The organism is Arthrobacter sp. SPT-J7 (assembly GCF_059089965.1).
In genome coordinates, this window is record NZ_JBNHFF010000001.1 from 88,271 (window position 1) to 114,955 (window position 26,685).

A 26,685-nucleotide genomic window follows, 5' to 3' on the forward strand; every position below is an offset into this window, starting at 1 on the left:
TTCAGATGGCGGCGCCCAGGTGGCCGCGCAGGGTGCGTCCCGAATACGAGGTCCTGAACCGGCCGCGTGCCTGCAGTTCCGGGACGACGCCGTTGACGAACTCTTCGAGCGAGGACGGGTAGAGCGCGGACATGATCACGAAACCGTCGGCCGCTTCCGAGTCGTACAGTTCGCACAAGTAGTCGGCGATGTCCGCCGGATCGCCGACGGGCTGGGGGTGCAGCTGGTTCATGGCCTGGGCGTTCGCCAGCTCGCGGACGGTCATGGATTGACGGCGGGCTGCAGCCAGCAGCATCTGTTCGAATCCCTCGCTGCCGGTTGCGCCGCGGTGGGCCAGCAGCAATGCCTCGGCGCTGCCGTCCGGATCCAGCTCGTTCCGGTCCGCGTGAAGGAGCCGGCCCAATTTGGTCAGAACGTCCTCTTGGTCCAGCGCCGCTTCCAGGCCCTGCACGGAGTTGACGGCTGCAGCGCGGGTTGCACCGGTGATCGGCTGAACCGCAGGAAGGACGGCCAGCTGATCCGGATTCCGTCCGGCGGCGGAAGCACGGTCCCGAAGTTCGGTCCGCACGGCCCGCATCGCGTCCGGGGTGTCCGCCACGACGAACACCACCTCGGCCCAGCGGGCGGCGAACTCCATGCCGCGCGGTGAGGATCCGGCCTGCATCAGCACCGGCCGCCCCTGCGGACTGCGCGGCAAGGTGATCGGGCCGCGGCTCAGCGGCCGGCCGCCGCCGTACAGCGGCCGCTCGGGGATCCGCTGCACCAGTTCCGGATCCGCGAAGCGGCGCTGCGGCCCGTCCAGTGTCAGGGCGCCGGGCTGCCAGGAGTCCCACAAGTCCAGCACCGTCTGAACCACGTCGTCGGCCCGGTCATACCGCTCCGCCTTGGGCGGGATGGAGGCCAGGCCGAAGTTGGCGGCCTCGGCGTCTGTGGTGGAGGTGACGATGTTCCATGCCACGCGGCCGCCGGAGAGGTGATCCAGCGAGAGCAGCTTCCGGGCGATCGTGTAGGCAGGAGTGAAAGTCGTGGAGATGGTCGCGGCCAAACCCAGGTGCCGCGTCGCCCCGGCCACCAGCGACAGGGTGATTAAGGGGTCTAGATAAATGGCGCCCTTGCCGCCGGTGACCAGCGTGGTGGCGAAGTCGCCGGTGTTGTCCTCCGGGACGGCCAGCGCGTCGGGCAGGAACAGCATGTCGAAGCAGCCGCGTTCCAGTGTCCGGCCCAGATCGAGGTAGAACTCGGCGCTCAGCCAGTCCCGCCGGGAGAGCGGATGCCGCCAATTCTCCGAATACTGGCTGGTGGGCGGGTTGACCATCGCCACCAGGTGCATGCCGTCAGGTGAAGAGCGCATCGTAGCCTTCCAAGAATCCCAGCACGTGGCTGGCATACAGGGTCCCGCTGAGCACGGCCAGGACGGCTGCCGCCATCAGCCAGTCGGTGCGGGTGAGCGGAATCTTCCGCCAGACTGTCCGGGGTGACAGCCCGAGGCCGCGGGATTCCAAGGACTGGGCCATCCGTTCGCCCTTGCGCACGGAGACGACGAGCAGGGCAAAGGCGGCACGGCCGTAGGCGGAGAGGCCGCCGGGCAGGGTGCCGTCCGGGCGGAGCGGTGCCCGGACGGCGTGGGCCTGCCGGATGGTCTGCCACTCCCGCGGCATCTCCTGCAGCATCCGGTAACCGGCCAGCACGGCGTAGGTGATCCGGGAGCCGAGCCTTGCATGTTGATGCAGGCTTCCCATCAGCGCCACGCCGTCGGTGGAAGCGATGAAGCCAATGGCGAGAACGCCGATCACCAGCGTCCGCAGGGCCAGCGAACCACCCACCGACAGTCCCTCGACGGTGACCCGCAGGGGGCCGGCCTCCCAGAGGATCTGGCCGGGGCGGCTAAGCGTGTTGACCAAGAAGATCCCCAGGCCGAAGGCGAGGAAGGGTACGTGCCCCAGTGCCATGGTTTTGACCGGCAGCCGCGTAGAGGCACCGATGGCGGCCAGCGCCATGACGTAGAGGACGGCCGGCGTGACCGGATCGAAAATGAAGACCAGCGCCAGCGAAACGATAAACAACAGCGCGAGCTTGACCGTGGGATTGCGCCGGGCGAGGACGCTGCCGAAAGCGGCGACCGGTCCCGCGGGGACTGCGGCGGTCATGCTCGGGTCCCGGGCAGCGGTTGCGCGCAGGCCCCAGCGGAAACTGCCGCATCCAGCCCGCTGAGGACGCGGCGGATGGCGTCTGCCGAATCGAACTCGGCGAACAGCCAGTCGAGCAGCGGCGGCAGCGTCAGGCCGGCCCGTCCCAAAACGTCCGGGTCGCGCAGCACGTCGAAGATGGCTCCGTCGGCAATCACGGTGCGCTCTGCGATGACGACGGCGCGGTGGGCCAGGGCGGCAGCGGTACGCAGGTCGTGGCTGGAGAAGAGGACGGCGCGGCCGGCGGCCGCCGCCTGCCTGAACGCGGCGGCGGTGGCAATCGTGTCCCTCCGGTCCAGGCCGAAGGTCGGCTCGTCCGCCAGTAACGCAGGCCGGTCATGGGCCAGCATGGCGGCAACGCTGAGGCGGCGCTTTTCGCCGCCGGACAGCCGGAAAGGGCTCTGGCCGGCCAGATGGGTGAGCCGGTGCTGGTCCAACAGGTTTGCGAAGAAGTCGTCCGGGGCATCGGGCAGCCCGTGCCGGACTTCCTCTGCGACGGTGTGGGCCACGAACTGGTGTTCGGGGTTCTGGAACACCATGCCGGGGCGGGGTCCGAGCACCGTTCCTTCGGCGGGCGGAAGGAGTCCCGCCAGGGTGAGCAGCAACGATGTCTTGCCCGCTCCGTTCGCTCCCAGCAGGGCCGTGATCTCCCCGCGCCTGAGCTCGACGTTCACGTTGTCGAGGATCGCCGGTTCCGCCACTGGCGCACGCCGGGAACGGCGCTTCTTCGGTTCGCTGCCGCGCGCGACGCAGACATTCTGTGCAGATAGGACCGTGCCGCCGGCGCAGGGCGCAACTGGAGTGCCGCCGTCGTTCGGTGCCGCCAAGTCGCGGAGAGCGGAGCGTACGCCGGGCGCGTCCAGACCTCCGGTCAATCCGGTGACCGCCAACAGTTCCGTTCCCAGCGGCAGCCAGCATCCGCGGGCATTGAGCTGTCCGGCGCTGTCTGCCAGCACCTCCGTGGTCGCGCCGTCCGCCAGGACCTGGCCCTCGTCACCGAGCACGATCGCCCGGCCGGGCAGCCCGGCAATTCCTGCGCGTCCGGCGTAGTCGTCGAGCCTGTGCTCGACCAGCACGACGGCCGGGCAGTAGGCTGCTGTGGCAGCGTCGATCGCCTGCCGCACGGCAGCGAGGCCGGCCGGGTCGAGCATGGAGGTCGGCTCATCGAGCAGCAGGATCGCCGGTTCGGCGATCAGGCTGGCTGCCAGCGCCACGCGCTGGCTCTCTCCGCCGGAAAGCCGGCCCGTCTGTCGTTGCCGCAGACCGGCCGCATCGACCGCCGCGAGGGCGCGGTCGATGCGTGCCGATATCTGCCCCGGAGGCACGGCGCGGTTCTCCAGCGGAAGAGCCAGTTCCTGTTCCACGTCCGGCAGGCAGACGCCGGAGGAGGGGTCTTGGGCGAGGACGCCGACATCGCGCGAGAGTTCGACGACCGACGCATCGGTGGTGGCCGTCCCGCTCACCGACACGCGGCCCGTGAGCGTGGACAGCACCGTGTGCGGAACCACCCCGGTGATCGCCTGCAGCAGCGTGGACTTTCCGGACCCCGAGGCCCCGAACACGATCAGGTGCTCGTCGGGCTCCAGCCGCAGCCCGACGCCGCGCAGCACCGCGGACTCCCGCCGGGGAAACTCAACGGAGACGTCGTCGAGCAGCAGGGCAGGTTCAGCGGGCATTGGCCTTGCCCAGACGCGCGCACCCGATCGCGAAGTTGTCCACCACGCCCGTCTTCGCGAGGGCGTCGACAATCAGCTTGGCCAACAGGCCGCCGAGCACCACGCCGGAAATCAGGTGGATGACCAGGCGGGTGAAAAACAGGTCCTGGCCGTACCAGCCGGAGCGGAAGGCCGAATAGAAGAAGACCAGGCCGGCACCGAGCAGGCCGGACAAGGCATATGTGGCCCAGCCGTACGAACGGTAGCGGGTGGCCGCGAACGGGATTTCGCTGCCGATGCCTTGGATGGCCGCCGCGATGAACAGCATCGGGCCCACCGCCGAGCCCAGGAAGACGACCTCGATCACCGAGGCCAGCACCTCGGCGATGACGCCGGCAAACGGACGCTGGACGATAGCAATGGCGATCGGCGCGACCAACAGCCAGCTGCCGGCAAGGAAGTGCTGCGAGAGGTCGCCGGCCGGTCCCATCAGGATCGACAGGGCAGTCCAGGCCTGCACAAAGACCCAGTAGAGGAAACCGAAGACGACGCCGAGGACCACCAGCAGGACCAGGTCCTTGAGGCTCCAGGAAGACCGTGTGCGGGCAGGGCTAGATGAGGTTGACATGTAGATTCCTTCCGGCCAGCGTCAGGACGCGCTGGGGCTGTTGATGGACAAGGTCGCATGCGTGACGACGTGCTGGACGGTGCGCCCGATCAGGACCCATCCCGCGGCGATGGTCTGCAGGACCTGGGCGACGTCTCCGTCCAGCCGGGTGACGTAGTGGTCTTCGGTCACGATCACGCCGGTGGACTTGGCGTAGTCGATGGCGGCGTAGATGTCGCGCATGTGATCCGCTGCAGCGCTGCCGGTTCCGCCGTCGGCGAGCGGGTAGATCGCCCAGTCTGCCGCCGCCTGGATGCCGGTCGGTTCCAGTTGCGGGATCTCCGAGTACAGCGCCGCGCCGCCCTCGGGGATCTCGCAGCTGACGCCGCCCGGGCAGCCCCGGGACAGCTGGACCGCGGCCGCCACGTGCGCTCCGCTGCGGCCGGCCGCGGCAATCACCTGGCTCAGATAGCGCAGCACGTCCTGTTCGGCGCCGGAGACGTAGGTGCTGACTTTCCCGGTCTGGACCTCGAGCCCGGTGGCGTCGGCCTGCCGCAGCGCCGCCAGGATGACGTCGACGTAGTCATCGGCCATCACCGCCAAGGTCAGTCTGGCCCCGACGCCGAATTCGCGCGGCGTGGCGGTGAAGGAGGTTCCGGTGTTGCCGGGGGAGGGATGGTTTGCTGCCGTGGCGGCAGCGTCAGGTGCTCGCATGGTCGCGCCCTTCTGTGGTGTGGACAGGGCACGGGTGTGAGGGTTGCTCCCTGCGCTGGCATGATCCAGATCAGGTTCAACGGTCGAAACTTGAGAAGTTTCCTCTCAGCCCGGCTCACCGGACTCCCGTGTACAAGCCAGCAGCCTACCGGCAGGTTCGCCAGGTGGCGAAAGGACGCCAGTACGACGACGTCACACTCCGGTAGACGGCCGCGGCCAGGCCCGGCTGCTGCCGGGCCGGGCGGCGGGAGTTAGGGGCGCATGCTTCCCGTCTCCACGAAGCGCTGGTGCCAGGACAAGGCCTCGCCGAGCAGGTGCGGGGTGTGCTTGGCAAAGCTGTCCCTGCAGGCGCGGTCGAAGTAGTCCTGCAGCATCGGCCGGTAGTCCGGATGCACGCAGGTGTCGATAATCTTGCGCGCGCGCTGCTTCGGGGCCAGACCGCGCAGGTCGGCTAGGCCCTGTTCGGTCACCACAATCATGGTGTCGTGCTCGGTGTGGTCCACGTGACTGGCCATCGGCACGATGCTGGAGATTTTTCCGCCCTTGGCCGTGCTCGGCGACATGAACACGGACAGGTAGCCGTTCCGGGCGAAGTCGCCGGAGCCGCCGATGCCGTTCATCACCTTGGTGCCGGCAATGTGGGTGGAGTTGATGTTGCCGTAGATGTCCGCCTCGATCATGCCGTTGAGCGCAATGCAGCCCAGCCGGCGGATCAGCTCCGGGTGGTTGGAGATCTCCTGGGTGCGCAGGATGATGCGCTCGCGGTAGTAATCGACGTGGGCGTTGAACTCCTCCACCCCGGCCTGGCTGAGCGAGAAGGACGTGGCCGACGCCATCCGCAGCACGCCGTCCTTGATCAGCTTCAGCATGCCGTCCTGGATGACCTCGGTGTACGCGGTCAGGCCGCGGTAGCCGCCGGCGGCCAAGCCTTCCAGCACCGCATTGGGGATATTGCCGACGCCGGACTGCAGCGGCAGCAGCTTGTCCGTCAGGCGGCCGCGCTGGACCTCCTGGTCCAAAAAGTCCAGTAGGTGGCCGGCGATTTGCTGCGAGGTCTCGTCCGGCGGGTTGAACGGGGAGTTGCGGTCAGGGGCGTCCGTGTGCACGATCGCCACGATCTTGTCCGGGTCCACCTGCAGATATGGGTCGCCGATCCGGTCATCCGGATGCAGCAGCTGGATTGGTTTCCGGTTCGGCGGCAGTGCGGTGCCGTAGTAGACGTCGTGCATGCCCTCCAGTTCGGCGGGCTGCGCGCTGTTGACCTCCACAATGACCTTGTCCGCCTGCTCCAACCAGGTCTTGTTGTTGCCCACCGAGGACGACGGGATCAGCCGGCCGTCTTCCAGCATGCCGACCACTTCGACGACGGCGAGGTCTACGTCGCCGAAGAACCCGAACCAGGTGTGCTGGGCGACGTGGCTGAGGTGGATGTCGATGTAGTCCAATTCCCCGGCGTTGATGCGCTCGCGCAGTGCTGGGTCGGACTGATAGGGCAAGCGCAACTCCATCCCGTCCACCTTGGCCAGCGCGCCGTCGAGCTCAGGGGCGGTCGATGCCCCGGTCAGAACGCGGATCTTAAACTGCTCACCCGCTGCGTGGGCGGATTCCATCCGCGCCGCCAGCGCCTGCGGCACGGCCTTCGGGTAGCCGGCCCCGGTGAAGCCGCTCATGGCCACCGTCATGCCGGGTTTGATCAGTTCGGCCGCCTGCTCGGCGGACATTACGCGCTCGAGCATGCGGGCATTGCGAATGCGGTCTTGCATCATGCCCCTTCGTCAGATTCTTCCCTCCACCTTAGGCGTCGGGCACGGATGTTCGGGCCTTGGTGACGGGCGGAAGCACCGCACGGAGCGCTCCTGCGTGGCGGTGCTGCTACGGCTGGCGCAGTTGTTCCTCCGCGGTTTGCCGCACGCAGGCGGAGAGTTCATCAAGGATCGGTGAGCTGATTTTCCAGCGCTGCCAGTAGAGCGGCACGTCCACCGGCAGGTCCGGGGCCAGCTCATGCAACGTGCCGCGGCGGAGGTCCGCCAGGCACTGCTGTTCCGGCAGCAGGGCCCAGCCGATACCCAGCCGGACGGCGGCCGCAAACTCCCCGGACGCCGGCATGTAGTGGCGGGGCGCGGACAGGCCGGCGCCGGTCACCGTCCGGTAGAAGCGCTCCTGCAGGTCGTCCTTGCGGTCGAAGTCCAGCACCGGCGCCTCACCCAGCCAGGCCAGGTCGTCGTCCGGCGTCCCGTTGGGCCGCCAGTGCGCCAGATAGTCGCTGCTGGCCACCGCCCGGTACCGGAGCGAGCCGAGGGCTTCCACGGAACAGCCCTGGACTGGTTCCGGCGTGGCAGTCACCGCCGCGGTGACACGACCCGACCGCAGCAGCGAGGTCGAATGCTGCTCGTCTTCACGGTGCACCTCAAAGAACACGCCACGATCGCGCGGCATCCGGGCCAGCGCCCCCAGGAACCAGGTGGCGAGCGAATCCGCGTTGACCACCAGCGGCAGGGCCAGCCCGGTCATGCTGCCGCCGAGTTCGCGCTGGGCATCGGCCTGCAGGACCCGCACCTGCCGCGCCAGCCGGAGGACCACATCGCCGGCAGCGGTCGGCTGCACCGGCGTAGTGCGTTGCAGCAGGACCTGCCCGGCCGTCTGCTCCATGGCCTTGATCCGCTGCGAAACGGCGGAGGGAGTCACGTGCAGTACGCGAGAGGCGGCATCAAAGCTGCCTTCCTCGATGACGACGGCGAAGGTCGCCAGATGATCGAGTTGGAACGGCTGCATAAGCTCAGCTTACGTAACTGTAGTTTCTTTAGCTGTACTGGTGTCTGCGGCTCGGATAGCGTCGACTGTTGTGACTACCGCTATTGCCCCCACCGTTTTGCTGGGCCTGGGGACCGGGTTGGCCCTGATCATCGCGATAGGGGCGCAGAATGCCTTCGTGCTGCGCCAAGGGATCCGGGGCGAGCACATCGGTGTCGTCGTCCTCATCTGCGCGGTCTCGGACGCGGTGCTGATCACAGCCGGAATCGCCGGAATCGGCGCAGTGATCCAGGCCGCGCCCGCGGTGGTGGACATCATTCGGCTGGGCGGGGCCGTCTTCCTGCTGGCATATGCCGTCTTCGCCGCCAAACGGGCGATCAAGCCGGGCGCGCTCACCGCCTCGGAGAACCAGCGCGGCGGCGGGCTAGCCTCCGTGGCCGCCACCGCCTTGGCGCTGACCTGGCTGAACCCGCACGTCTACCTCGATACGGTCCTGCTGCTCGGTTCCATCGCCAACACCCAGGGCCCCGAACTGCGCTGGTATTTCGGCCTCGGCGCCGTGCTGGGCAGCATCGCCTGGTTCAGTGCGCTCGGATTCGGCGCCAGGCTGCTCCGCCCCTTCTTCGCACGGCCCGGCTCCTGGCGGATCCTGGACGGACTGATCGCGGTGGTCATGCTGGCGCTGGGGCTGCGAATGGCCTTCGGATTCTGAGCGGGTATGCAAGGATTCCGGTATGGCCAGCAAGATTCTGTTCCTCGCGGACACCCACGTGCCAAAGCGTGCCCGCCGGCTCCCCAAGCAGGTGTGGGATGCGATAGGCGCGGCCGACGTGGTGTTCCACGCCGGCGACTGGGTCACCGCGGACCTGCTGGACGAACTGGAGCAGCGCAGCCGACGGCTGATCGCCGTGTACGGAAACAACGACGGCGACGACCTGCGCTCGCGCCTGCCGGAAGTCGCAGCAGCAACCGTTGACGGCGTCCGCTTCGCCATGATCCACGAAACGGGAACGGCGAAGGGCCGCGAACAACGGTGTGAGGCGCGCTTTCCGGACGTAGACGTGCTGGTGTTCGGGCACAGCCACATCCCGTGGGACACCACGTCGCCCGGGGGTCTCCGGCTGCTCAATCCGGGATCGCCCACCGACCGCCGCCGCCAACCGGTCTGTACCTACATGACGGCGACGGCCGACGGCGGCAGGCTCCTAGGTGTGAAGCTGGTGCCGGTGGACAAGCCGGCGGGCTAGTTGCCGGAAACGGCTTTGCTGACTTCGGCCGGGCTCTCGTACTGCCGGTCGGGAAGATTCCTGAGCGCCGACAGGACGTCGTCGCCGGCCCCGGACTTTTCCGCGTTCTTAACCAGATCAGCGGCGGAAGCGGGGTAGTCAACGCCGCCCAGCGCCTTCTGGATGTCAATCGGACTGGTGTTCTCTGCCATGGAGGTTTCCTTCCGGTCGGCTGAAGAACACCACGCTACGCGCTGCGCCGGGCGCTGGGAAGGCCCCGGCGGCTGTCGCGACCGCGCTACGGGAGGGGCGGCGCGCCGCCGTCGTTGTTTTGCTGGAGGCGGTGCACGCCGCCAGCGCCTGTAGCAGCATGTCCCCGGAACAAGCCACGCTTGCGCCGCCACCGGTCGCCGGGGTGCATTCCGACTGAAGCCGGCCCTTACCAACGGAACAACCGGCCCCGTCACCAAGTTCGCCCTCAGCGTAAAGGGTGATCATCGCGGTCTCGGGCTGATGCCGATATTTGGCCTTCAGCGGCGCCTGGGCGGTCCGCAGATTCGTGGTAACCACGGAACCATCATGCCCCGTTGGCGGCCGACGTATAAGCGGGTTGCAGACCGCAAAAACCGCGCGGTTACGCGCCCAAACTGGTTGTTCGCCTCCTTGCCGCTGCTTACGTTGTAAGGCGCACCCAAGAGGTCGGAGCGGAGGGGAGTTGGCCCAACACGAGTTGCCGCTGGAGCAACGAGGCACACATAGCCCTGATCCCCTCGGCAGGGTGGATCGACACGCCGTAGGTCAATCACGGTTTTGCAACGTTGGTTACTTTCCGGTAGCGTCCACGGAGTGCGCAGGCCAGATGCCTCGCCAGGGGGTGCCGGAACATTCGGCACGATCTACCCAAGTAAATATGCCCGGACGCTGCCCACGCCTTTCGCCGTCAGAATGGCAGACGTCCACATGACCTCGATCTATACGAGTGGCTGACGGCGGCGCAGGGATGTCCGGGGACGGACTGAGCGTAAGGCGGCCTCAGCGGAGCATTGTGAACTCACATAAAAACAAGAACTTCAGCCGTGCCCTGCGTGGCGGCCTGGCCGCCCTGGCACTGACCGGAGCCAGCGTGGCCATGGCCGGAACGGCAGCAAACGCCGCCGACGGTGCCACCTGGGACGCTCTGGCCGAGTGCGAGTCGGGCGGCAGCTGGAGCACCAACACCGGTAACGGCTTCTCGGGTGGCCTGCAGTTCACCCCGAGCACGTGGGCAGCCCACGGCGGCACCGGTTCGGCAGAGAATGCCAGCCGCGCCGAGCAAATCGCAGTGGCAGAAAACGTCCTGGACAATCAGGGCTGGGGCGCATGGCCGGCTTGCTCGTCCAAGCTGGGACTGTCCGGTGGCGGCGGGGGGTCGCAGGTGAGCAGCCAGTCTGCCGAGATCCAGCAGGCACCGGTCCAGCAGGCCCCCGTGGCCGAGGCACCGGTTCAGCAGCAGGCGCCGGTCCAGCAGGCTCCCGCCCCCGCTGCCGAGCAGGCCCCGGCCGTGAGCGGCGAAACCTACTCGGTCCAGTCCGGCGACACCTTGGCCACAATCGCTGAGTCGATGGGCCTGCAGGGCGGCTGGGAGGATCTGTACGCGGCCAACACGGACACCGTGTCGGACCCGAACCTGATCTTCGTGGACCAGGTGCTGCAGGTTCCCGCCCAGTAGTTCCAAGCCAACACCGGTTGCAGTAGTCGCAGGCAACACCGGTTATAAGCAACACCCGCAAGGCCCCGTTCTCCGCGAGGAGGGCGGGGCTTCGCTGGTTGCGGCCGATTAATTGGGTGACGCGTCACATTTCTGCGCGGCCGCAAGGATCGGTTGTGAGCCATGACATAGTGGTGGGCTGTGGCCGCGTGCTGAACCGCGCTTCCGTTGGGGGAGACTGTGGGCGCTGCCACGTTGTTTTTCGATATGAGGAAGTGACATGAAGCGAACATTCCTGACGCTGCTGGCCGGAGTCTCCGCGCTGGGCCTGGCGGCCTGCGGATCCGGATCGCCCAGCGGCGGAGGCAACGAGGGCGGCGGCAACGAACCCGCGCCCTCGGGCGGACTCACCCCGGTGACCGTCGGCGTGATCCCGATCGTCGACACGGCGCCGCTCTGGCTCGGCGACTCGAAGGGCTTCTTCGAAGAAGAGGGCCTGGATCTGGACATCCAGAACGTCGCCGGCGGCGCAGCCGCCATCCCGGCCGTGGTTAGCGGTGGCTTCGACTTCGCTTTCGGCAACCTGGTATCGGTCATGGTCGCCAATGACAAGGGCCTGGACATCAAGCTGGTGGCCAACGGCAACTCCACCTCGGGCGACACCTCGCACGACTTCGGCGGCGTGGTGGTCAAGGGAGATTCGGACATCAAGTCGCCCAAGGACCTGGCCGGCAAGACCGTCTCCGTCAACACCCTGTCCAACATCGGCGACACCACCATCCGCAGCGTGATCGAAGCCGACGGCGGCGACCCGGACAGCGTGAAGTTCGTGGAGGTAGGCTTCCCGGACGCGCCGGCAGCACTGGCCAATGGCCAGGTTGACGCAGCCTGGATCCTGGACCCGTTCCTGTCCCAGTCCGTGGATGACGGCGGCCGCGTGGTTACCTACAACTTCGCCGACTTCGACAAGAACCTGGACATCTCCGGCTACTTCGCCACCGGCGACACCGTGGCCAACGATCCGGAACTGGTCAAGAAGTTCCAGGCCGCGATGAACCGCTCACTGGAATACGCGCAGGAGAACCCGGACGAGGTCCGCGACATCGTGGGCACCTACACCAAGATCGACGAGGCCGCCCGCGCTGAGATGGCTTTGCCGGCCTTCCGCAAGGACTTCAACATGGAGGCGGCACAGAAGCTCGCCGACGCGGCCTTGAAGTACGGCACCCTGAACAAGGCTGCGGAACTGGACAAGTTCTTCCCGTAAGCGTCACGCCTTAAAGCAGTACAACTTATAGCAGTACGACGGCGGGGTCCCCCTTCCGTCCGATGCGCCGGACAGCGTCTCTCCCGCAGGGGAGGGGCGCTGTTCTGTATTCTGCCGGCGGGACCGGCTGGTCCAGCAGGCCGGCGGGTCCAGCGGGGCTACGGCGCCGGCGGGTCCAGCGGGGCGGCACCGATCGGTCAGATCCGGGTGCGCTCGCCGGGATCCTGCCACTTGCGGGCCGGCGGCGTCCAGTCGTCGACCGCGTCCAGCAGTTCCCCGGCGGAGCCGGCCACAATGACAGCATCGCGGTAAGCGGGCTTCAGGAAGCCCGCACTGACCAGCGAATCGATCGCCGCCAGGAGCGGGTCCCAAAAGCCGTTGATGTTCAGGAACGCCACCGGTTTCTCGTGGATGCCCAGCTGCAGCCAGGTCCAGGCCTCGAAAATCTCCTCGAGCGTGCCCACCCCGCCCGGGAGCGCAACGAAGCCGTCGGCCAGGTCGGCCATCATCTGCTTGCGTTCATGCATGGAGTCCACCACGTGCAGGGCGCTCAGGCCGGTGTGCCCCACCTCGGTGCGGTCCAGCGAGGAGGGAATCACGCCCACCACCTCGCCACCGGCGGCGACGGCACTGTCCGCCACGGTGCCCATCAGCCCTACCTGCCCGCCGCCGTACACGATGCCGACGCCGCGGGAGGCCAGATCGGCGGCAAAGGACGCCGCCTCCCGGGCGTAAAGGCTGTCTGTTCCGCTGGCCGAACCGGTGAAGACTGCAAGTCGCATGCCGCCATTATTCCAGTGCCGCTAGACTCTCGGGTCATGACCGAAGTCGACGAACAAGGACGCCTGGAACCGCCGTTGGCCGGCAACGAGCTGGAAACCCTGCTGGGTTTCCTGGAGTTCCAGCGGGCCACCTTTGACTGGAAGTGTGCCGGTCTGGGCGTAGACGGACTGGCGGCCAAACTGCCGCCGTCCAGCATGACCTTGGGCGGCATGCTGAAGCACTTGGCGTTTGTGGAGGACTACTGGTTCTCGCACCGGCTGCACGGCCGGGAGCCGCAGCCGCCGTGGGAGAGCGTGGACTGGCAGGCCGATCCCGACTGGGACTGGGAGTCCGCGGACGGCGATACTCCCGAACAACTCCGCGAGCTGTGGAGCGAGAGCGTGGCGCGTTCCCGCGTCCTGACCGCGGAAGCGATGGCAGCTGGCGGGCTGGACCGAATGGCGGTCAGGCCGGGCCGGACGGGCAACGTTCCGAACCTGCGCTGGATCCTGGTCCACATGATCGAGGAGTACTCCCGGCATAACGGGCACGCCGACCTGCTGCGCGAGGCAGTGGACGGGCTGGTGGGAGAGTAGCCGCCGCTATCCGGAGGACGTTCAAGCGCACCGGCCGAGGCAGGAATTATTCGGGCTCTTCGGCTTCGCGGGGGTACTCCTCGTCCGCGTCCGCATTAAGCTCCTCCAGTTGCTCCTGCAGGTCCGCCTCATTGGCTTCCCAGCCGACCGGCGGCACCGTCGACGCCGGTTGTTCCGGCGCATCCTCATCCACCGGACGGTCCTGCCAGGCGCGGTCGGCCTCGTCCGCTTCCGGGACTTCTGCATCGTGGTTGCCGGTGCTGGTCATTGCGGCCCTCCTGGTCTCTGCTGCGGTTGACGGTGATGGATGTGTGGATTTGTCGGTAGTGCGCGGACTAGCCTCCGGCGACTGACTGGATGATGAGCAGTTCCTGCCCCGGGGCAACCAGCGTGGCCGGCCCCTGCAGCGTGCGGATGTCTTCGCCGTTTAGGTAGAGGTTGACGTAGCGGCGGATCGCCCCGGTTTCATTGCGCACGCGGCGGTTGAACACCGGGTAGTCGCCGGCCAAGTCGTCCAGAATCTCCGCCACGGACCGCGGGCCGGACGCCGGCACGCTGAGCTCCCGCCGCTCGCCCGTTACCTTGGCCAGCAGGCTGGGCACGACGACGGTGACCGTCTTCTCTGCTACACCCACCATGGCGAGTCCCTCCTCTTACAGACTGGCGGCCCGGACGCAGAGGACGTCCGGCAGGCCTGAGGCAACTTGCACGAAGGCTTCGCCTTCGTCTGCGCTGGCGTACACCGAACCGCCGCGCGTGCCGAAGTAGAATCCGGCCGGATCGCCGGTGTCCACGGCGGCCGCATCGCGCAGCACCACGTTGTAGTCGAGCTCGGGCAGGCCGGTTCCGAACCGCGCCCAGGTGGCACCGCCGTCGTCGGTCCGATGCACCGCAAGGTGCCCGTCCGGCGGGATCCGCTCGCCGTCGGCCTTGATCGGGACCACCCACGCGGTCCGCGACTTCCGCGGATGGGTGAGCATGACGAAGCCGAAGTCGCTGGGCAGGCCGTCGGCAATGGATTGCCAGGTGTCGCCGGAATCATCCGACCGGTAGACGCCGTGGTGGTTCTGCGCGAAGAGCGTGGACGGTTCCACCGCATCCCGCGCGATCTTGTGGACGCACTGGCCCACCTCGGGATTCGGATCGGGCATGAAGTAGGCGCTGATGCCGTGGTTGCGGGCCTGCCAGCTCTCGCCGCCGTCGGTGCTGCGGTAGACACCGCCGGTGCTCATGGCAACATGCACGGTGTCCGGATCCTGCGGGCTGGGCAGGATCGAATGGGCGGCCGCCCCGCCGTAGCCGGCACCCCACTGCTCCTTGTCCGGGTGGTTCCAGAGGGCGCGGTTGAGTTCGAAGTGTTCGCCGCCGTCGGTGGACTTCCAGACCGAAATCGGTTCGCAGCCCGCCCAGACCACGCCCGGACGGTCCGCCGCGTCCGGCTGGATCTGCCAGACCCGCTCCAGCGCGGCACCGTCGCCGTCGTTAAAACGGATGGCGCCGTTCTCCGGCTCGGTCCAGGTTTCGCCCAGATCATCCGAGTGGAAGACCGTCGGTCCCCAGTGCTCGGAGCGCGCCCCCACCAGCAGCCGGGTGGACCCGTTGCGTTGGTCGATCCCGATGCTGGGGATCTCGTTCATCAAAAAGTGCGGGCCGGACAGGGACCAGTTGGTCCGGTCCTGGCTGGTGGCCAGCCACAGCCCCTTCTTCGTCCCGATCGCCAGAATGGTTTCCCCAGTAGCCATGCCACCCATTCGACCACTGCGGTACGGACGGCGCAACGGTTTTGCGATGAAAGGCTTCAAACGGGGCAGAATAGGAGAGCCGACGCCACGCAAAGAAAGAGGACATGAGCACGCAGCCGCCAAGCCAGCCTGGCTCCCGCCTGTGGCTCTGGGTCCTGATGGCGGCCGCCGTGCTGACCCAGACGTCGCTGAACGTGGCGCGGCCGGTGGTGTCCTACAAGTTGCTGGCCCTGGGTGGCGACGCGGCGGTGATCGGCGTGGTGACCGCGGTTTATGCGGTGCTGCCGGTGGTGGCGGCGCTGTGGCTCGGGCGGGTGAGCGACCGTATTGCCTCGCTCAGGGGCATGGTGGCGCTCGGCGCGGTGATGCTGGCGGTCGCCGCCGTCGGGCTGGCGCTGGCGCAGGGGTTCCTGCTGATTGTCATCGCCATGGCCCTGCTCGGCATGGGGCACTTGGTCTTCACCATCGCCGGCCAGTCCGCGATCGGGCGCTACGCCCCGCTGAACCAGATGGACAGCGGCTTTGGCTGGTTCACTGCGGCCTTTTCGCTGGGCCAGCTGCTCGGTCCGCTGCTGGCCGGGCTGTTGCTGGGCACCGGCACGGAAGGCGTGGGCCCGGACAGGCTGGGCGCCTTCAACCTGGCCCTGCTGCTGGCCGCCGGTATTGCCCTGGCCGGGGCGCCGGTGATGCTGATCGGCGCGCATCCGGGTGCGGCCAGGCGGCGGTTCCGCTCCCGCAAGCACGACGGCGGTGCCGTCCGACCTCCAATGGTGAAGGAGCCGGTGCTGCAGATCCTGCGGCGGCCCGGGGTGGCGTGGAACATGCTGGCGTCGATGGCGCTGCTGTCCGTGATTGACATTCTGGTGGCATTTCTGCCCCTGGTCGGCGAGGAACTGGGGGTGGCGCCGTTCTGGGTGGGCGTGCTGCTGGCCGTCCGCGCCAGCGCGTCGATCATCTCCCGGGTTCTGCTGCCCTGGCTGGTGCACCGCTGGAGCCGGATCCAGCTGCTGGTGGCCAGCCTGCTGGGATCCGGCCTCGCGATCGCGGTGACGCCGTTTGTGATGGAACCGTTCTGGGCGGCTGCGGCGGCGCTTTTCGTGGGCGGTTTCTTGCTGGGGCTGGGCCAGCCGCTGACCATGACGCTGATCAGCCATGCGGTCCGGCCGGAATCCCGCGGCGCCGCGCTGGCCCTGAGACTGCTGGGCAACCGGGTGGGGCAGGTGGTTCTGCCGCTCGCCGCCGGTCTGGTGGCCGCGCCGCTAGGGCCCGGCGGCGCCATCTGGTTCTCCTGCGCAGTATTGGGCGCAGCCGCCGCTGCCCGGCTGACAGTGCGGAGCGAACCTGACTCTTAACGCCCCGGTGGTCGACCAAGCGAGCGCCAGCCCACGGTGGTCGACCAAGCGAGCGTCAGCGAGCGCGTGGAGACCCTTGGGAAGTCCCGGAATCAGACCCCGAGGGTCTCCCGAAGCCGAGCGACGTGGCCCTTGGCGTCCACGTCATACTCGGCGTGCTTGATGGTTCCGTCCGGGCCGATCACGAAGGTGCTGCGGAGCGTGCCGGTAAAGACCTTGTCGCCGAATTTCTTGTCGCCGTAGGAGCCATACGCCTTGGCCACGGCAAAATCCGGATCGGACAGCAGCGGGAAGTTCAAGCCCTCGGCATCGCTGAATGCCTGGATCGCCTCCGGGCCGTCCGGCGAGATGCCGATGACGTCGTAGTTGGCAGCCTGCAGGGAGTTGAGGCTGTCGCGGAAGTCGCAGGCCTCAGTGGTGCAGCCGGGGGTGGCAGCCTTGGGGTAGAAGTAGAGCACCACATTCCAGCCGGCGTAGTCGGACAGCGAGACCTTCTTGCCGTCGGCGTCGGACAGGGTGAACTCGGGGGCAGGCATACCGGGCTGAAGCTGAGACACGAATATCCTCTTTCGTCGGAAGAAACGGTAGAACCGTGCTTTCCTCGAGTCTAGTAGCGCGCCAAGCCCCCAGAGAGCGCCGCTGCTTCAACCATTGCATGAGGCAGCGGGGCGGTGAAGACCTCGGGGCAGAGTTCCGGACCTGAGGGGCTTCTCGCACAGGAACTTGCAGGAGCCATCTCCCTAGCCGCTTTCAATGGTGGTGGTGGGGCATGCCTGGAAGCAGCCAAGGGACGACATATGCGCTGTTATCGGCGTTTGGACCTACCAGGGACACCATCTGCCGTCCTAGCGGAGAGAAGGGCCGCCGGCAGGGGAGGGAGCTGCCCAAACTGGCCCTCACCCCGTGGCATTGGGATGGTTACGGTGACGTTCGTCTAGATCCTCACCTATCAAAAAACTGCACGGCCCTTACCCGGGAGGCGCACCTCGCCGTACACTATCTGCTTCTGACGCCCAGGATGGACAGTTCCTCCTGGCCTTCAACTTCTTGTACTTCGACTTCCTTCGAAACGTCAAAGTTCTTGCGGAAGAAAGTAACCAGCCAACCAGTCGGAGTTACAGAATTGATCGTCTTCTGGGCGTTCTCCGGGTCTGTTTCTCGACTTACGAGGTTGGCCTCTGCCAACGACGTCACCGCGCTGGTCATTTGTTGTTGTTTGTTGAACTCGAAGTCCTCAAATTCCGCAGATCCGGCACGGCCTCCGGCGGCACAGAGAGCATCGAAAAATTGCCAGTCCCGCTTTCGAATATCCTTCGCGTCTTGAAGAGCGTGCTCAGCTAACTCCATGATCCAACTGTTCAACAGTGCTGTTCGCTCCGCGTCGTCGGGATAGTCTTCCCACTCCTCGTCATCGCTCCGCTCGTCGAGCCAGTGCGAGAATTCGTGGGACTTGGTGAGCGCTTCACGGAGGTTCTTGTTCAGGGTCTGGTAGATGAACTCAAACCCTTCAGGAGTAACGGGAGGAACAGCATCCTCAAGCCCGAAGTGTTGAATTCGGCGTCTTATCGCCTCCACTGCGGAGGTGTCATCAATGGGGCCCACAATTAGGGGGTCTGCATCATGCCACTGAGCCGCTCGGTTCTGGCTCGTGAAACGATACCGCGGGAACCGCACAGCACCCACCGGATCTGGGGGATGTTGAATACCTTGTCCCTGAGTTCATCCAGCGCCGTTCTGACTCTGCCCGCGCTTTGGAGGATTTCGAGGTTATCCAAGATGCAAACGATGCCTCCTGCCCCCTTCGGGAAGCTGACCTCAAGTAGGGACCGAACGGCCTCTGGAAAACCAGACGCTGCAAAGCCCGCCCCTGAGTTCGGCTCGGATCCGTATCCCGCATCGATTCCAAATCCACCGGCCTGGGCTCCGCCTGATTTACTTGTGTATTGCGGCTTATTCAACCACCTATCAAGCAATTTAGTGTCGGGTTTAGGTAGGCCCACAGCCGGGAACAGGCCCTGGTTCTTAATGAGTGTTTGAGCGACGACGTAATAGAACGTCTCCTCAAACGCGGCCCTTGGGTTATGGGCTCATTTGACATCTGGCATCACTTTGGCTTCCTCGAGAATCCCTACAGCCAGAGCACGCTGAAAGCAGACGAGGTTGATAACACCCTCTTAGCTGGACGGGACAAAGAAATAAAAATCCTGCAGAAAAGAATCGGTAGCACCGGTGCGCATCCGTCTGTAGAAGGACCCATCGGCGCCGGAAAGACCAGTCTTGTTAATGTGGCCATCTATCGGATGCAACAGCGTTGCTTGGACGCTAAGGCCGCTGAGCTCTACTTGCCGGCTGCTGGAGAGTTGCAGCCCACCGTGACCGCGATATCTGCCAACTCGGTGCAACTGGACGCGCAAGGCCGCGGTTGTCGTCTGTTACCTGCAAGCCATATCGGGACCTTACGCGAACGCGAAACAAACGCGTTGCCGGGCCACTAGATCCAAAGTAGAAGACCATTCCAAGGCCTGCGTCCGTAGGTTCCATGGCGGCTAGACCATAGAGATGGTTTGCAGAACCCGCTGTGCGCCTCAGTCTTTGTCCTCCCCGATCATCGCGCTTCCCGTCAACGAAAAATCTATTCCTATGAGTGCGCGTTGGCGGCTGGTGATTGACCGGCACACTACCCCAGGAAGCAGAAGGACAGTTTGAGCTCTTCAAGTAACGCTGTGTATCTGACTGCGGCGCTCTGCCTTGCAGTTCCTCGGAGCCGGAACAAGGCTTCGTGATAAAATATAAAAATGAAAAAAGTCAAGCGGGAGTTGATGGGGCAGGAGGTCGTTTCTGCCATCCGCGAGCTGATCCTCAGCGGCGAGGTGAACCGCGGTGACGTTCTTCGACTTGCCCCGCTGGCCGAACGGCTGGAAATGAGCATCACCCCGGTGCGCGAGGCATTGGTGCGACTTTCACAAGACGGCTGGGTCGCCCACGAGCCCAATCGGGGCTTCCGGGTTGCGCCGATCCGTCGGCAGGACGTCGTTGATACGTACTGGGTATGGTCAATGGCGGAAGGCGAGCTGGCAGCCCGCGCCGCTTGCCGATCGACCCCGGAAAACATTGCGGTTCTGCGTCATGTCGACGGTCGCCTACGGGAGCTGCCGGATCACGACAGTCCTTTGGCCTTGGAACTGAATGCGGATCTGCACAGTGCCGTTCACGAGATCGCCGATGCACCCAAGCTTTTGTGGTTTGTCGACGGGGCCAGGCGGTTGGTTCCGTTTCGTTTTGATTCTTCCTTTTATTCGGTGCCGGGCTGGGCAGAGATCAACCGCTACGGGCACACCCAAATCATCGACTGCATTGAAGCTGGAGACGGGGACGGTGCACGCCGGCTAATGCATGAGCACCTTCAAAGCACGTGCGACCTCTTGCTGAAGTGGCTGGATTCGCTGGCCTTCTGGCAAGAATCAGAGGCTTCAGTAGGTTTCGACCGGGCAGTTGAGCATCGATCGATCGCAGCTCGGCAACCGATCGACTTAAGTGGCTCATCGGAATCGAGAGTGTAATTGCGGTCTGAATCCTCCGGCTTCGAGTCTTGATCTGGCGATGTAGTTGGTGAGGTTGCGGAATCCGAGGGCGGAGCCGCGCAGGTGCTCGAGGCGGCCGTTGATCGCTTCCGTTGGACCGTTCGAGGTACCGGGGCGGTCGAAGAACGCGAGGATGTCCGCGGCGCGGCGGTTCAGGGTTCGGCCGAGCGTGATCAGCTCGGTCAACGCGGCGGGAACGTGTTGGCTGAGGGCATCGATTACCGCCGTCATCATTCTCTTGCCTGCCGGCTTGTCTGGTTCGCGGTAGGCGGCGACCATTTGCTGGTAGATGCCCCAGGTCGCTTCGACCTCGACGTGCCGGTCGTCGGCGAACAAGTCAGCGAGCCGTCCGGCCTGCTTCTCGGTGAGCAGCCCGGCACCGGTATGCAGCGTCCTTCTGGATTTATAGAGCGGCTCGTTAGTGCGCCCGCGGTGCCCGAGGGTCTGCTGCCGGACGCGCTGCCGGCAACGGTTCAGGGCGTCGCCGGCCAAGCGTACGACATGGAAGGGATCCATCACCGGTGCCGCGTCGGGCAACTCTTCGGCGGCAGCTGTCTTGAAGCCGGTGAACCCGTCCATGGCCACGACCTCGATCCGGGTGCGCCACTGCTGGGGCCGGTCGCCGGGCCATTGCTTGCACACCTGTTTCGAGCGGCCCTCGACCATGTCCAGCAACCGTGCCGGTCCCGTTCCATGCCGGATCGGGGTGAGGTCGATGATCACGGTGACGTACTTCTCCCCGCGGCGGGTATGGCGCCAGACGTGCTCGTCAACGTCAATGACCCTCACACCGTTGAACCGGGCCGGATCATCGATGAGCACCCGCTTGCCTTCGGCCAGGACCGCGCTGTTGGCCGTGTGCCATGACACTCCCAGGCCTGCCGCTATGCGGTTGACGGTGAGGTGGTTGATGACGATTCCTTCCAGCGCCCACCGCAGCCCCTGGCGGGAGATTTTCGCCCGGGGTTCGGCGGCTTTCGAGGTGTCTTGCCGCCATGTCCGTCCGCAGCCGGTGCAGCGGTAGCGGCGGACCCTGACCAACAGCGTCGTCGGCCGCCAGCCGAAGGGCTCGTGCGCGAGTCTTCGCTTCACGGTATCCCTGGACACGCCTTGGGAACCGCACCCATGGCACCAGTCGTCCGGGTCAATGATCCGGCACTCCAATACCGCGCAACCGTTTCGGAACTGCTGGCCGACGGCCACCAGACCGAGCCCGTCCAGACGGCAGAATGTGGTCAGGTCGAGCATCAAAGGTAGCGTTGGGCATGTCGAGGTCTTTCGGATGGACAGTGTAGGAACTTCCATCATCGGAAGACCTCGACTTCTATCCGGGCACCGACGCGCCAACGCTATTTACACTCTCGATTCCGATGAGCCACTTAAGTCTAGGGTGGAGCCGGGGCCCGGGGTCAGGACCTGAATGCAGACGTGCGTTCCGGCCCCGACTCCCGGGCACTTCTAGACGGCAACAGATTCCCGCGCGTTCTGTAGATAGGCCTTTAGATTAAAGCCGGGGTCCCTGACCTGGTCTGGACTGAGGGGGACGTTCAGGCTGAGGAGCTTCCGAGCCTGGACATGTTCCGCGGCACTGTTGACGGATTCGATTGCAGAGACTTGACGGTCGCGGAAGCAGTAGACGGAGAACTTTCCATCTTCCAGATCCCCCCGCACAACGGTTTCGTCATCGCTGCGGATGATGCCGGCGATCTGAAGTTTGACGAGCCCTTGCTGGGACCAGAACCACGGGAGGCTGTCGTAGGCGGTGGGGTGGCCGGTGAGCGTGCGTGCGAGGGCTTTGGCCTGGTCTGTCGCGTTTTGGACGGATTCGAGTCGCATCATGGTTCCGGTATGGCTGTTCGGGTAGGCGCAGCAGTCTCCTAGGGCGTAGACGTCAGGGTCTGACGTACGGAGGAAGGTATCTACGACGATGCCGTTGTCGACGTGGAGGCCGGTTTCCTCGGCCAGTTCGCTATTGGGGAGAACGCCGACGCCGATCAGCACGATGTCCGCCTTATACACGGTGCCGCTGGCTCCGACAGCTCCCGTGACGTGGCCGCCAGTTCCGATAAAGGCGCGGATTCCCTCGCCCAGTCTCAGATCAACACCGGACGCCGTGTGGGTCCGGGTAAAGAACGCGGACATGGTTTCGGTCAGAACCCGTGCCATCGGACGGGAACTGTACTCAAGGACCGTGACTTCCAGTCCGCGTTGCCGGGCTGCTGCGGCGAACTCCAATCCGATGAATCCAGCGCCGACGACCACAGCGTTGCGGGCGGTAGCGAGCCGGGCCTGCATCGACCGGGCATCATCAAGGGTGCGCAGGTAGTGGATGCCGTCCAGGTCCGCTCCCTCGATGTCCAGTTTCCGGTTCCGGGTCCCGGTGGCGAGCACCAACGAGGAATAGGTGAGCCGGGAGCCGTCAGCGGCCGTGACGGTGCGGAGGGACCGGTCAATGCCGGAGACCTTCGTGTTCCGGCGCAGATCTACGGCGTTCTCGGTAAAGAAGGCTTCCCCCCGCAGGGGCAGGGGTTCGGCGCTCCCCGTCGCAGCCATGAAGTCCTTCGACAAGGGAGGACGCTGGTAGGGAAGGTGCGGTTCGTCGGCGAAGATGGTGATGGGTTCCTCGTGGCCCTCCGCGCGCAGGGAATCAGCCAGCTGGAGGCCGGCCTGTCCGCCGCCGACGATGACGATGCCGCTCATGACTCCCCTTGGGTAGCCGGAACGTCCACGGAGATTTCCTGCAACGGGTTGCCGACCTTGATCTGGCAGCCGAGCCGGGAACGCTCTTCGTCGCGGGGCGAGGAAGTCACCTCAAGCATTTCCTTTTCGTCCTCGCTCATTTCCGGCAGTTGGTTCAGGTACTCGTCACGGACGTAGACGTGGCAGGTCGCGCACATGGCCTGTCCGCCGCATTCGCCGATAATCCCGGGAATGCCGTTGCTGATGGCGGCCCGCATGACGGACGCACCGGCTACCGCGTCGACGACATCGGTTCGCCCGTCGGGATGGTGGTAGGTGATCGTTGGCATGGTTTTATCCTTCGTAGTTCGATGGCCGGATGTTGCGGTCGGCGATCAGCGCCACGGCAACGCCTCCGCTACGGCCGTTTCGGTTGATGCAGGGGCCGCGCTCCTGCGTCCGGCGAGGACCCGGGCCGGATTGGTCACCGTGATCTGGTGGATGGTTTCCTCGGAGACACCCCGTTCGCGGATGGTCGGCAGGATCCGGTCGGAGATGTTGGCGTGGTGCCAGTTCGGAGCGTTCTTCGCGCGCCAGGACGGTGGGGTGTTGATGCTGAAGAAGCCGGCGTCGTGGGAGAGCGTGAGCCGGTCCGCGTAGCCCAGTTCGCACAGCTGGACGAGCATGTCGATCCTGGCCTCGTCGTTCAGGACTTGTTCCATGCCGAAGCGGTCGAGGCCGACGGTGGAACCGTTGTCCATGAGTTCGCGGAGGTAGGCCAGGTCCGTGCTGTCGCCGCAGTGGCCGATGACGATGTGTTCCAGGGGTACGCCGAGGCGTTCGAAGAACCTCTGTTGGTCCCGACCAGTGAAGTGTTCGGCGTGGGTGTGGGTGGTGATCGTGGTACCGGTTTCCTGGTGTGCCACGGCGGCGGCGCGCATCACCCGATCGACATCGGGAGTGATCCCGTATTCGTCGGTGGCGATCTTGATCATGGCGGCCTTGACGCCGGTGTCTGCTATGCCCCGGGTGATGTCGTTGATGAAGAATTCCTCCAGAGGCTCTGAGCGGTCCACCATCAGCCCGGGACCGGTGGTCTTGAAGAACATGGGCAGGTCCTTGAAGGTGTAGAAGCCGGTGGCCACAACGATGTTCATCTCGATGGCGGCGGCGACCTTCTGGATGCGGGGGATGAAGCGGCCGAGCCCGGGGACGGTGAGGTCCACCAGGGTAGAGATGCCCTTGGCATAGAGGGCGTTGAGTTCGTCGATGGCCTTTCCGACGAACTTGTCCTCGTCCCACTCGGGGTGGGGATAGTTCTGTTCGAGCTCGGGGTTCTTCGTGAAGATGTGTTCGTGGGTCAGGGTCTGGCCCAGGTCCGCAACTGGTACCGGCCCGCGCACTGTTTCGATCATTGTCATGGTCTTGCCTTTCGTCGTGGGAAATGAATTAGCGGACAGCGGGGACTGGCGCGTTATTAGGGAGTTGATCGAGCGCCGTCCGCAGAAGGGACAGGTCCATGCCAGCGGTGATCATATTGAATCCTTCGGGTGCCAGCTTTTCCGGGTTCCCGCTGATTCCTGCGATGAGGCCCGCGTCGGCGCAGGCTTTCCGGATCTGGTGGATGGCCTCCAAATGTTGCCGGTCCGTAGCCTGTTCGTAGCTGCGGGGTGCACCGCCGAGGGTGACGCTGAGGTCTGCAGGCCCTATATAGATGCCGTCCACTCCCGGGACGGCGAGGATTTCCCGAAGGTTTAGGAGTCCTTCAGCGGTTTCGATCATGACCAGGCAGATGACTTCGCGATTGACAATGTTTGGATCGGTACCCAGCCCGTATCTTGCGCGGATGGGACCCCAGCTGCGCCGTCCTTCCGGGTGGTAGAGGCAGGCCTGCGCTGCCTCTGCGGCGTCCTGGGCGGTATTGACCATGGGCACGATGACGCCTTCAGCCCCAGCGTCGAGGGCCAGTCCGATCAGCGCCGGGTCGTTGTGTGCGACCCGTACCAGCGGCGTGGTCGTACTGGGGGCGATGGCTCTCAGCATGGTGACCAACGTGTCTTGGGAGGTTAGGCCATGTTGTTGGTCGATGTAGATGAAGTCGAAGCCGGCCATGGCGAATTCCTCGGCGATTTGGGCACTGCCCAAAGCACAGGAGAGGCCGACAGCGGTGTCTTCCCGGGCGAGCTTTTCCTTGAGTCGGTTGTGCTTCGTCACAGCTTGTACCAGCTCCGGGCGGTCTCGGACATCAGCTTCGGTCGCATGGTCTCGGGCACGATTTCCAGTAGCTCCTCGATCTGGTCGTCGTGCCGGTGGGGATAGTCGGTGGCGAACATGAGTAGATCCTCCGAGCCGAGCCAGTCGATGATCAGCTTGGAGTGCTCCCGGGGTCCCAGATCTGCCGGTGCAACGGAGAAGCGGACGTGGTCCCGGATGATGTCCAGCGGGAGCCGGTCCACCCAAGGGGTTTCGCGGCGAAGGCCCTTCCATTTCTTGTTCATGCTCCAGCCCCACGTGGGTACCCAGCTGAAGCCTCCTTCCATGACCGCCACTCGAAGCGTGGGGAATTTCTGGAAGATGCCCTCGAAGACCATGCTGGTCAGCTGGGCCAGGTAGACCTGTGTTTCAGCCGCGTATTCCTCGGCGTACCAGGAGGCGTAGCCAGTCGGTGAGGGTGCGTCCTCGGTGGTTCCGCCCCATTGGAGTCCCACGACGAGATCATTGCGGACTGCTGCTTCAAATATCGGGTGGAAGACCCGCTGGCCGTACAGTCGTTCCGAGCGGACCGGCAACATTACCTGGACGAATCCCGGGTGGGATCCGACGCGGTCGATTTCCGCCGCTGCGGCGATCGGGTCGCGGGCGGGAATGACCAGCGACGCGGCAAGCCGGGGGTCCTTGTCGAGCCATTCGGAAATGAGCCAGTTGTTGACCGCGCTTGCCAGCGCCGCTGCCCAGTCGGGGTGCCGGAGCGAATCGACTCCGTAGTAGCAGTTGAGGATTGCCCGGTCGACCTTCCAGGGGTCAAGGATGTCGCTCTGCAGCAAGGACACATTCGAGGCCGGCTGCATGCCTTCTGGCCGCCATTCATCCCGGGCGGTTGTTGCCGCGCCCGGGGGATAGCTGAGCCGGGGTCCGGTCGGCCCGTGCCAGCCGCGCTCCAGCGTTCCTTGGACCCAAACCGGATCCATGTAATCAAAGAGCGTTTCGATCGAGGGAACATTCGCGTGCACGTCGCAGTCGATGACCGATCCTTGCCACAGACGTTCGCGGCTGGTGTTGGTCAGCAGGGCGGTGGTCATCGCATTACCTCTTCCTTCTGTTCGGTGTTGTTTTTGGTGCCATGGGCAGGCGGGGCACATGGGCCGGGTGCCGGTGCCTTCCCGGGCCGTTGGGGGCGCATCGAGAGCACGACGTAGTCGTCTTCGATCGACACTTCGACGGTTTCGGCTTGATAGGGACCCTTGATGCGCCCGGTGGCACCGGTCTCGACCTGGTGGGCTACCTCGTGGCCGGGATGGACCTCGACGGTAAAGGGGCGGGCTTTCATGTGCTTCGGGTCCCAGTAGGACTGGCCGGTCTTGATGTCGAATTCCCAGTTGTGCCAGGGGCAGGTGAGCAGGTCCTGGGACTCGTCAAGCGTGATTTCACCCGGCCCGGGGGAGGTGACGGTGTTGACCAGCTGCCCTTGGCAGAGCGGGCCACCCACGTGGGGGCAGCGGTTGAGCATTCCGTAGAAGCTGCCCTTGATGTTGAAGATTCCGACTTCGCGTCCGCCCACGTCCACGATGACCCTGCCGCCTTCGGGGATCTCGTCGGCGCGGGCCACGACGAATTTCTGCGGCCGTTTCGTCGAGGGTGCATCTGGTGTCATTGGGAAGCT

Annotated in this window: 28 protein-coding genes, 1 pseudogene and 1 riboswitch; of the genes and pseudogenes, 8 read left to right on the plus strand and 21 right to left on the minus strand. The window is 65.4% G+C overall.

The window, feature by feature from the left end:
- Window position 1: 1 nt before the first annotated feature.
- The 7 genes from AC5RWX_RS00370 to AC5RWX_RS00400 form a co-directional block, all read right to left on the minus strand.
- Window positions 2-1,351, minus strand: coding sequence for an NtaA/DmoA family FMN-dependent monooxygenase (locus AC5RWX_RS00370; RefSeq protein ID WP_493956871.1), 1,350 nt, complete (start codon window positions 1,349-1,351; stop codon window positions 2-4).
- Window positions 1,335-2,147, minus strand: a complete 813-nt coding sequence (locus AC5RWX_RS00375) for an energy-coupling factor transporter transmembrane component T family protein (protein WP_493942390.1) — start codon at window positions 2,145-2,147, stop codon at window positions 1,335-1,337. Before AC5RWX_RS00375 ends, AC5RWX_RS00370 begins: the two co-directional genes overlap by 17 nt.
- Window positions 2,144-3,862: an ABC transporter ATP-binding protein gene (locus AC5RWX_RS00380; RefSeq protein ID WP_493956870.1), complete on the minus strand. Its 1,719-nt coding sequence runs from the start codon at window positions 3,860-3,862 to the stop codon at window positions 2,144-2,146. The genes AC5RWX_RS00375 and AC5RWX_RS00380 overlap by 4 nt, the downstream gene beginning before the upstream one ends.
- Entirely contained in the window at window positions 3,852-4,469 is a 618-nt protein-coding gene (locus tag AC5RWX_RS00385) for an ECF transporter S component (RefSeq protein WP_493956869.1), read from the minus strand. Before AC5RWX_RS00385 ends, AC5RWX_RS00380 begins: the two co-directional genes overlap by 11 nt.
- A 21-nt stretch (window positions 4,470-4,490) precedes the next feature.
- Entirely contained in the window at window positions 4,491-5,162 is a 672-nt protein-coding gene (locus AC5RWX_RS00390) for a YkoF family thiamine/hydroxymethylpyrimidine-binding protein (RefSeq protein WP_493956868.1), read from the minus strand.
- Between the two features lie 30 nt (window positions 5,163-5,192).
- A riboswitch (TPP riboswitch) is annotated at window positions 5,193-5,302 on the minus strand.
- A gap of 111 nt (window positions 5,303-5,413) precedes the next feature.
- A complete protein-coding gene (gene scpC / locus AC5RWX_RS00395) occupies window positions 5,414-6,925 on the minus strand; it encodes a succinyl-CoA:acetate CoA-transferase ScpC (protein WP_493956929.1) in 1,512 nt (503 codons plus the stop codon).
- Between the two features lie 109 nt (window positions 6,926-7,034).
- Window positions 7,035-7,934 (minus strand): LysR family transcriptional regulator ArgP, encoded by a 900-nt coding sequence (locus AC5RWX_RS00400; protein ID WP_493956867.1) that lies wholly within the window; start codon window positions 7,932-7,934, stop codon window positions 7,035-7,037.
- Window positions 7,935-8,004: 70 nt separating this feature from the next.
- Here AC5RWX_RS00400 and AC5RWX_RS00405 point away from each other — a divergent pair, with 70 nt between their 5' ends.
- Both AC5RWX_RS00405 and AC5RWX_RS00410 read left to right on the plus strand, forming a co-directional pair.
- On the plus strand, window positions 8,005-8,625 hold the full coding sequence (locus AC5RWX_RS00405) for a LysE/ArgO family amino acid transporter (RefSeq protein WP_493956866.1): 621 nt from the start codon (window positions 8,005-8,007) through the stop codon (window positions 8,623-8,625).
- Between the two features lie 22 nt (window positions 8,626-8,647).
- Entirely contained in the window at window positions 8,648-9,160 is a 513-nt protein-coding gene (locus AC5RWX_RS00410; protein WP_493956865.1) for a metallophosphoesterase family protein, read from the plus strand.
- On the opposite strand, the gene AC5RWX_RS00415 is transcribed toward AC5RWX_RS00410, so the two are convergent.
- A complete protein-coding gene (locus AC5RWX_RS00415) occupies window positions 9,157-9,351 on the minus strand; it encodes a DUF2795 domain-containing protein (protein ID WP_493942116.1) in 195 nt (64 codons plus the stop codon). The two genes, AC5RWX_RS00410 and AC5RWX_RS00415, sit on opposite strands and share 4 nt — an antisense overlap.
- Before the next feature lie 833 nt (window positions 9,352-10,184).
- Here AC5RWX_RS00415 and AC5RWX_RS00420 point away from each other — a divergent pair.
- On the plus strand, window positions 10,185-10,847 hold the full coding sequence (locus AC5RWX_RS00420) for a transglycosylase family protein (RefSeq protein WP_493956864.1): 663 nt from the start codon (window positions 10,185-10,187) through the stop codon (window positions 10,845-10,847).
- 259 nt (window positions 10,848-11,106) lie between these two features.
- Window positions 11,107-12,093 carry an ABC transporter substrate-binding protein gene (locus AC5RWX_RS00425; protein ID WP_493943907.1) on the plus strand — a complete coding sequence of 329 codons (987 nt, stop codon included), beginning with the start codon at window positions 11,107-11,109 and terminating at the stop codon, window positions 12,091-12,093.
- Between the two features lie 197 nt (window positions 12,094-12,290).
- On the opposite strand, the gene AC5RWX_RS00430 is transcribed toward AC5RWX_RS00425, so the two are convergent.
- On the minus strand, window positions 12,291-12,875 hold the full coding sequence (locus tag AC5RWX_RS00430; RefSeq protein ID WP_494096789.1) for an LOG family protein: 585 nt from the start codon (window positions 12,873-12,875) through the stop codon (window positions 12,291-12,293).
- 36 nt (window positions 12,876-12,911) lie between these two features.
- Here AC5RWX_RS00430 and AC5RWX_RS00435 point away from each other — a divergent pair, with 36 nt between their 5' ends.
- The gene (locus tag AC5RWX_RS00435) at window positions 12,912-13,451 is read left to right on the plus strand and encodes a DinB family protein (RefSeq protein WP_494096790.1); all 540 of its coding nucleotides are present in this window, start codon (window positions 12,912-12,914) and stop codon (window positions 13,449-13,451) included.
- A gap of 46 nt (window positions 13,452-13,497) precedes the next feature.
- Here AC5RWX_RS00435 and AC5RWX_RS00440 read toward each other — a convergent pair whose 3' ends face one another.
- The 3 genes from AC5RWX_RS00440 to AC5RWX_RS00450 all read right to left on the minus strand — a co-directional run bounded on the left by AC5RWX_RS00440 (window position 13,498) and on the right by AC5RWX_RS00450 (window position 15,202).
- On the minus strand, window positions 13,498-13,719 hold the full coding sequence (locus AC5RWX_RS00440; RefSeq protein ID WP_493963745.1) for a hypothetical protein: 222 nt from the start codon (window positions 13,717-13,719) through the stop codon (window positions 13,498-13,500).
- 67 nt (window positions 13,720-13,786) lie between these two features.
- A complete protein-coding gene (locus AC5RWX_RS00445) occupies window positions 13,787-14,089 on the minus strand; it encodes a MoaD/ThiS family protein (RefSeq protein ID WP_494096791.1) in 303 nt (100 codons plus the stop codon).
- Between the two features lie 15 nt (window positions 14,090-14,104).
- The gene (locus AC5RWX_RS00450; RefSeq protein WP_494096792.1) at window positions 14,105-15,202 is read right to left on the minus strand and encodes a WD40/YVTN/BNR-like repeat-containing protein; all 1,098 of its coding nucleotides are present in this window, start codon (window positions 15,200-15,202) and stop codon (window positions 14,105-14,107) included.
- Between the two features lie 95 nt (window positions 15,203-15,297).
- On the opposite strand from AC5RWX_RS00450, the gene AC5RWX_RS00455 reads away from it, so the two are divergent.
- Window positions 15,298-16,545: an MFS transporter gene (locus AC5RWX_RS00455; protein ID WP_494096793.1), complete on the plus strand. Its 1,248-nt coding sequence runs from the start codon at window positions 15,298-15,300 to the stop codon at window positions 16,543-16,545.
- 92 nt (window positions 16,546-16,637) lie between these two features.
- On the opposite strand, the gene bcp is transcribed toward AC5RWX_RS00455, so the two are convergent.
- A complete protein-coding gene (bcp, locus tag AC5RWX_RS00460; RefSeq protein WP_494096794.1) occupies window positions 16,638-17,102 on the minus strand; it encodes a thioredoxin-dependent thiol peroxidase in 465 nt (154 codons plus the stop codon).
- A gap of 439 nt (window positions 17,103-17,541) precedes the next feature.
- Window positions 17,542-18,147, minus strand: coding sequence for a hypothetical protein (locus AC5RWX_RS00465; protein ID WP_494096795.1), 606 nt, complete (start codon window positions 18,145-18,147; stop codon window positions 17,542-17,544).
- Between the two features lie 431 nt (window positions 18,148-18,578).
- Here AC5RWX_RS00465 and AC5RWX_RS00470 point away from each other — a divergent pair, with 431 nt between their 5' ends.
- Both AC5RWX_RS00470 and AC5RWX_RS00475 read left to right on the plus strand, forming a co-directional pair.
- Window positions 18,579-19,040: a hypothetical protein gene (locus AC5RWX_RS00470; protein ID WP_494096796.1), complete on the plus strand. Its 462-nt coding sequence runs from the start codon at window positions 18,579-18,581 to the stop codon at window positions 19,038-19,040.
- 300 nt (window positions 19,041-19,340) lie between these two features.
- On the plus strand, window positions 19,341-20,105 hold the full coding sequence (locus tag AC5RWX_RS00475; RefSeq protein ID WP_494096797.1) for a GntR family transcriptional regulator: 765 nt from the start codon (window positions 19,341-19,343) through the stop codon (window positions 20,103-20,105).
- Here the strand turns inward: AC5RWX_RS00475 and AC5RWX_RS00480 are convergent.
- From AC5RWX_RS00480 to AC5RWX_RS00510, 7 genes and pseudogenes are all read right to left on the minus strand, one after another.
- A pseudogene (locus AC5RWX_RS00480) lies at window positions 20,085-21,393 on the minus strand (ISL3 family transposase). The gene AC5RWX_RS00475 and the pseudogene AC5RWX_RS00480 sit on opposite strands and share 21 nt — an antisense overlap.
- Before the next feature lie 191 nt (window positions 21,394-21,584).
- A complete protein-coding gene (locus AC5RWX_RS00485) occupies window positions 21,585-22,826 on the minus strand; it encodes an NAD(P)/FAD-dependent oxidoreductase (RefSeq protein ID WP_494096798.1) in 1,242 nt (413 codons plus the stop codon).
- A complete protein-coding gene (locus tag AC5RWX_RS00490) occupies window positions 22,823-23,155 on the minus strand; it encodes a 2Fe-2S iron-sulfur cluster-binding protein (RefSeq protein ID WP_494096799.1) in 333 nt (110 codons plus the stop codon). Before AC5RWX_RS00490 ends, AC5RWX_RS00485 begins: the two co-directional genes overlap by 4 nt.
- Window positions 23,156-23,200: 45 nt before the next feature.
- On the minus strand, window positions 23,201-24,226 hold the full coding sequence (locus AC5RWX_RS00495; RefSeq protein ID WP_494096800.1) for a phosphotriesterase family protein: 1,026 nt from the start codon (window positions 24,224-24,226) through the stop codon (window positions 23,201-23,203).
- 28 nt (window positions 24,227-24,254) lie between these two features.
- Window positions 24,255-25,019 (minus strand): HpcH/HpaI aldolase family protein, encoded by a 765-nt coding sequence (locus tag AC5RWX_RS00500; RefSeq protein WP_494096801.1) that lies wholly within the window; start codon window positions 25,017-25,019, stop codon window positions 24,255-24,257.
- A complete protein-coding gene (locus tag AC5RWX_RS00505) occupies window positions 25,016-26,104 on the minus strand; it encodes an amidohydrolase family protein (RefSeq protein WP_494096802.1) in 1,089 nt (362 codons plus the stop codon). Before AC5RWX_RS00505 ends, AC5RWX_RS00500 begins: the two co-directional genes overlap by 4 nt.
- Window positions 26,101-26,676, minus strand: coding sequence for a Rieske (2Fe-2S) protein (locus AC5RWX_RS00510; protein ID WP_494096803.1), 576 nt, complete (start codon window positions 26,674-26,676; stop codon window positions 26,101-26,103). Before AC5RWX_RS00510 ends, AC5RWX_RS00505 begins: the two co-directional genes overlap by 4 nt.
- Window positions 26,677-26,685 lie beyond the last annotated feature (9 nt).

Bases quoted from the DNA above. Each gene is read 5' to 3' on its own strand.
- AC5RWX_RS00505 (WP_494096802.1), bottom strand. From the start codon at position 26,104: ATGACCACCGCCCTGCTGACCAACACCAGCCGCGAACGTCTGTGGCAA.
- AC5RWX_RS00370 (WP_493956871.1), bottom strand. From the start codon at position 1,351: ATGCGCTCTTCACCTGACGGCATGCACCTGGTGGCGATGGTCAACCCG.
- AC5RWX_RS00450 (WP_494096792.1), bottom strand. From the start codon at position 15,202: ATGGGTGGCATGGCTACTGGGGAAACCATTCTGGCGATCGGGACGAAG.
- AC5RWX_RS00390 (WP_493956868.1), bottom strand. From the start codon at position 5,162: ATGCGAGCACCTGACGCTGCCGCCACGGCAGCAAACCATCCCTCCCCC.
- AC5RWX_RS00430 (WP_494096789.1), bottom strand. From the start codon at position 12,875: ATGCGACTTGCAGTCTTCACCGGTTCGGCCAGCGGAACAGACAGCCTT.
- AC5RWX_RS00485 (WP_494096798.1), bottom strand. From the start codon at position 22,826: ATGAGCGGCATCGTCATCGTCGGCGGCGGACAGGCCGGCCTCCAGCTG.
- AC5RWX_RS00385 (WP_493956869.1), bottom strand. From the start codon at position 4,469: ATGTCAACCTCATCTAGCCCTGCCCGCACACGGTCTTCCTGGAGCCTC.
- AC5RWX_RS00445 (WP_494096791.1), bottom strand. From the start codon at position 14,089: ATGGTGGGTGTAGCAGAGAAGACGGTCACCGTCGTCGTGCCCAGCCTG.
- AC5RWX_RS00510 (WP_494096803.1), bottom strand. From the start codon at position 26,676: ATGACACCAGATGCACCCTCGACGAAACGGCCGCAGAAATTCGTCGTG.
- AC5RWX_RS00475 (WP_494096797.1), top strand. From the start codon at position 19,341: ATGAAAAAAGTCAAGCGGGAGTTGATGGGGCAGGAGGTCGTTTCTGCC.
- AC5RWX_RS00490 (WP_494096799.1), bottom strand. From the start codon at position 23,155: ATGCCAACGATCACCTACCACCATCCCGACGGGCGAACCGATGTCGTC.
- AC5RWX_RS00495 (WP_494096800.1), bottom strand. From the start codon at position 24,226: ATGACAATGATCGAAACAGTGCGCGGGCCGGTACCAGTTGCGGACCTG.
- AC5RWX_RS00455 (WP_494096793.1), top strand. From the start codon at position 15,298: ATGAGCACGCAGCCGCCAAGCCAGCCTGGCTCCCGCCTGTGGCTCTGG.
- AC5RWX_RS00435 (WP_494096790.1), top strand. From the start codon at position 12,912: ATGACCGAAGTCGACGAACAAGGACGCCTGGAACCGCCGTTGGCCGGC.
- scpC (WP_493956929.1), bottom strand. From the start codon at position 6,925: ATGCAAGACCGCATTCGCAATGCCCGCATGCTCGAGCGCGTAATGTCC.
- AC5RWX_RS00375 (WP_493942390.1), bottom strand. From the start codon at position 2,147: ATGACCGCCGCAGTCCCCGCGGGACCGGTCGCCGCTTTCGGCAGCGTC.
- AC5RWX_RS00380 (WP_493956870.1), bottom strand. From the start codon at position 3,862: ATGCCCGCTGAACCTGCCCTGCTGCTCGACGACGTCTCCGTTGAGTTT.
- AC5RWX_RS00425 (WP_493943907.1), top strand. From the start codon at position 11,107: ATGAAGCGAACATTCCTGACGCTGCTGGCCGGAGTCTCCGCGCTGGGC.
- AC5RWX_RS00440 (WP_493963745.1), bottom strand. From the start codon at position 13,719: ATGACCAGCACCGGCAACCACGATGCAGAAGTCCCGGAAGCGGACGAG.
- AC5RWX_RS00415 (WP_493942116.1), bottom strand. From the start codon at position 9,351: ATGGCAGAGAACACCAGTCCGATTGACATCCAGAAGGCGCTGGGCGGC.
- AC5RWX_RS00410 (WP_493956865.1), top strand. From the start codon at position 8,648: ATGGCCAGCAAGATTCTGTTCCTCGCGGACACCCACGTGCCAAAGCGT.
- AC5RWX_RS00400 (WP_493956867.1), bottom strand. From the start codon at position 7,934: ATGCAGCCGTTCCAACTCGATCATCTGGCGACCTTCGCCGTCGTCATC.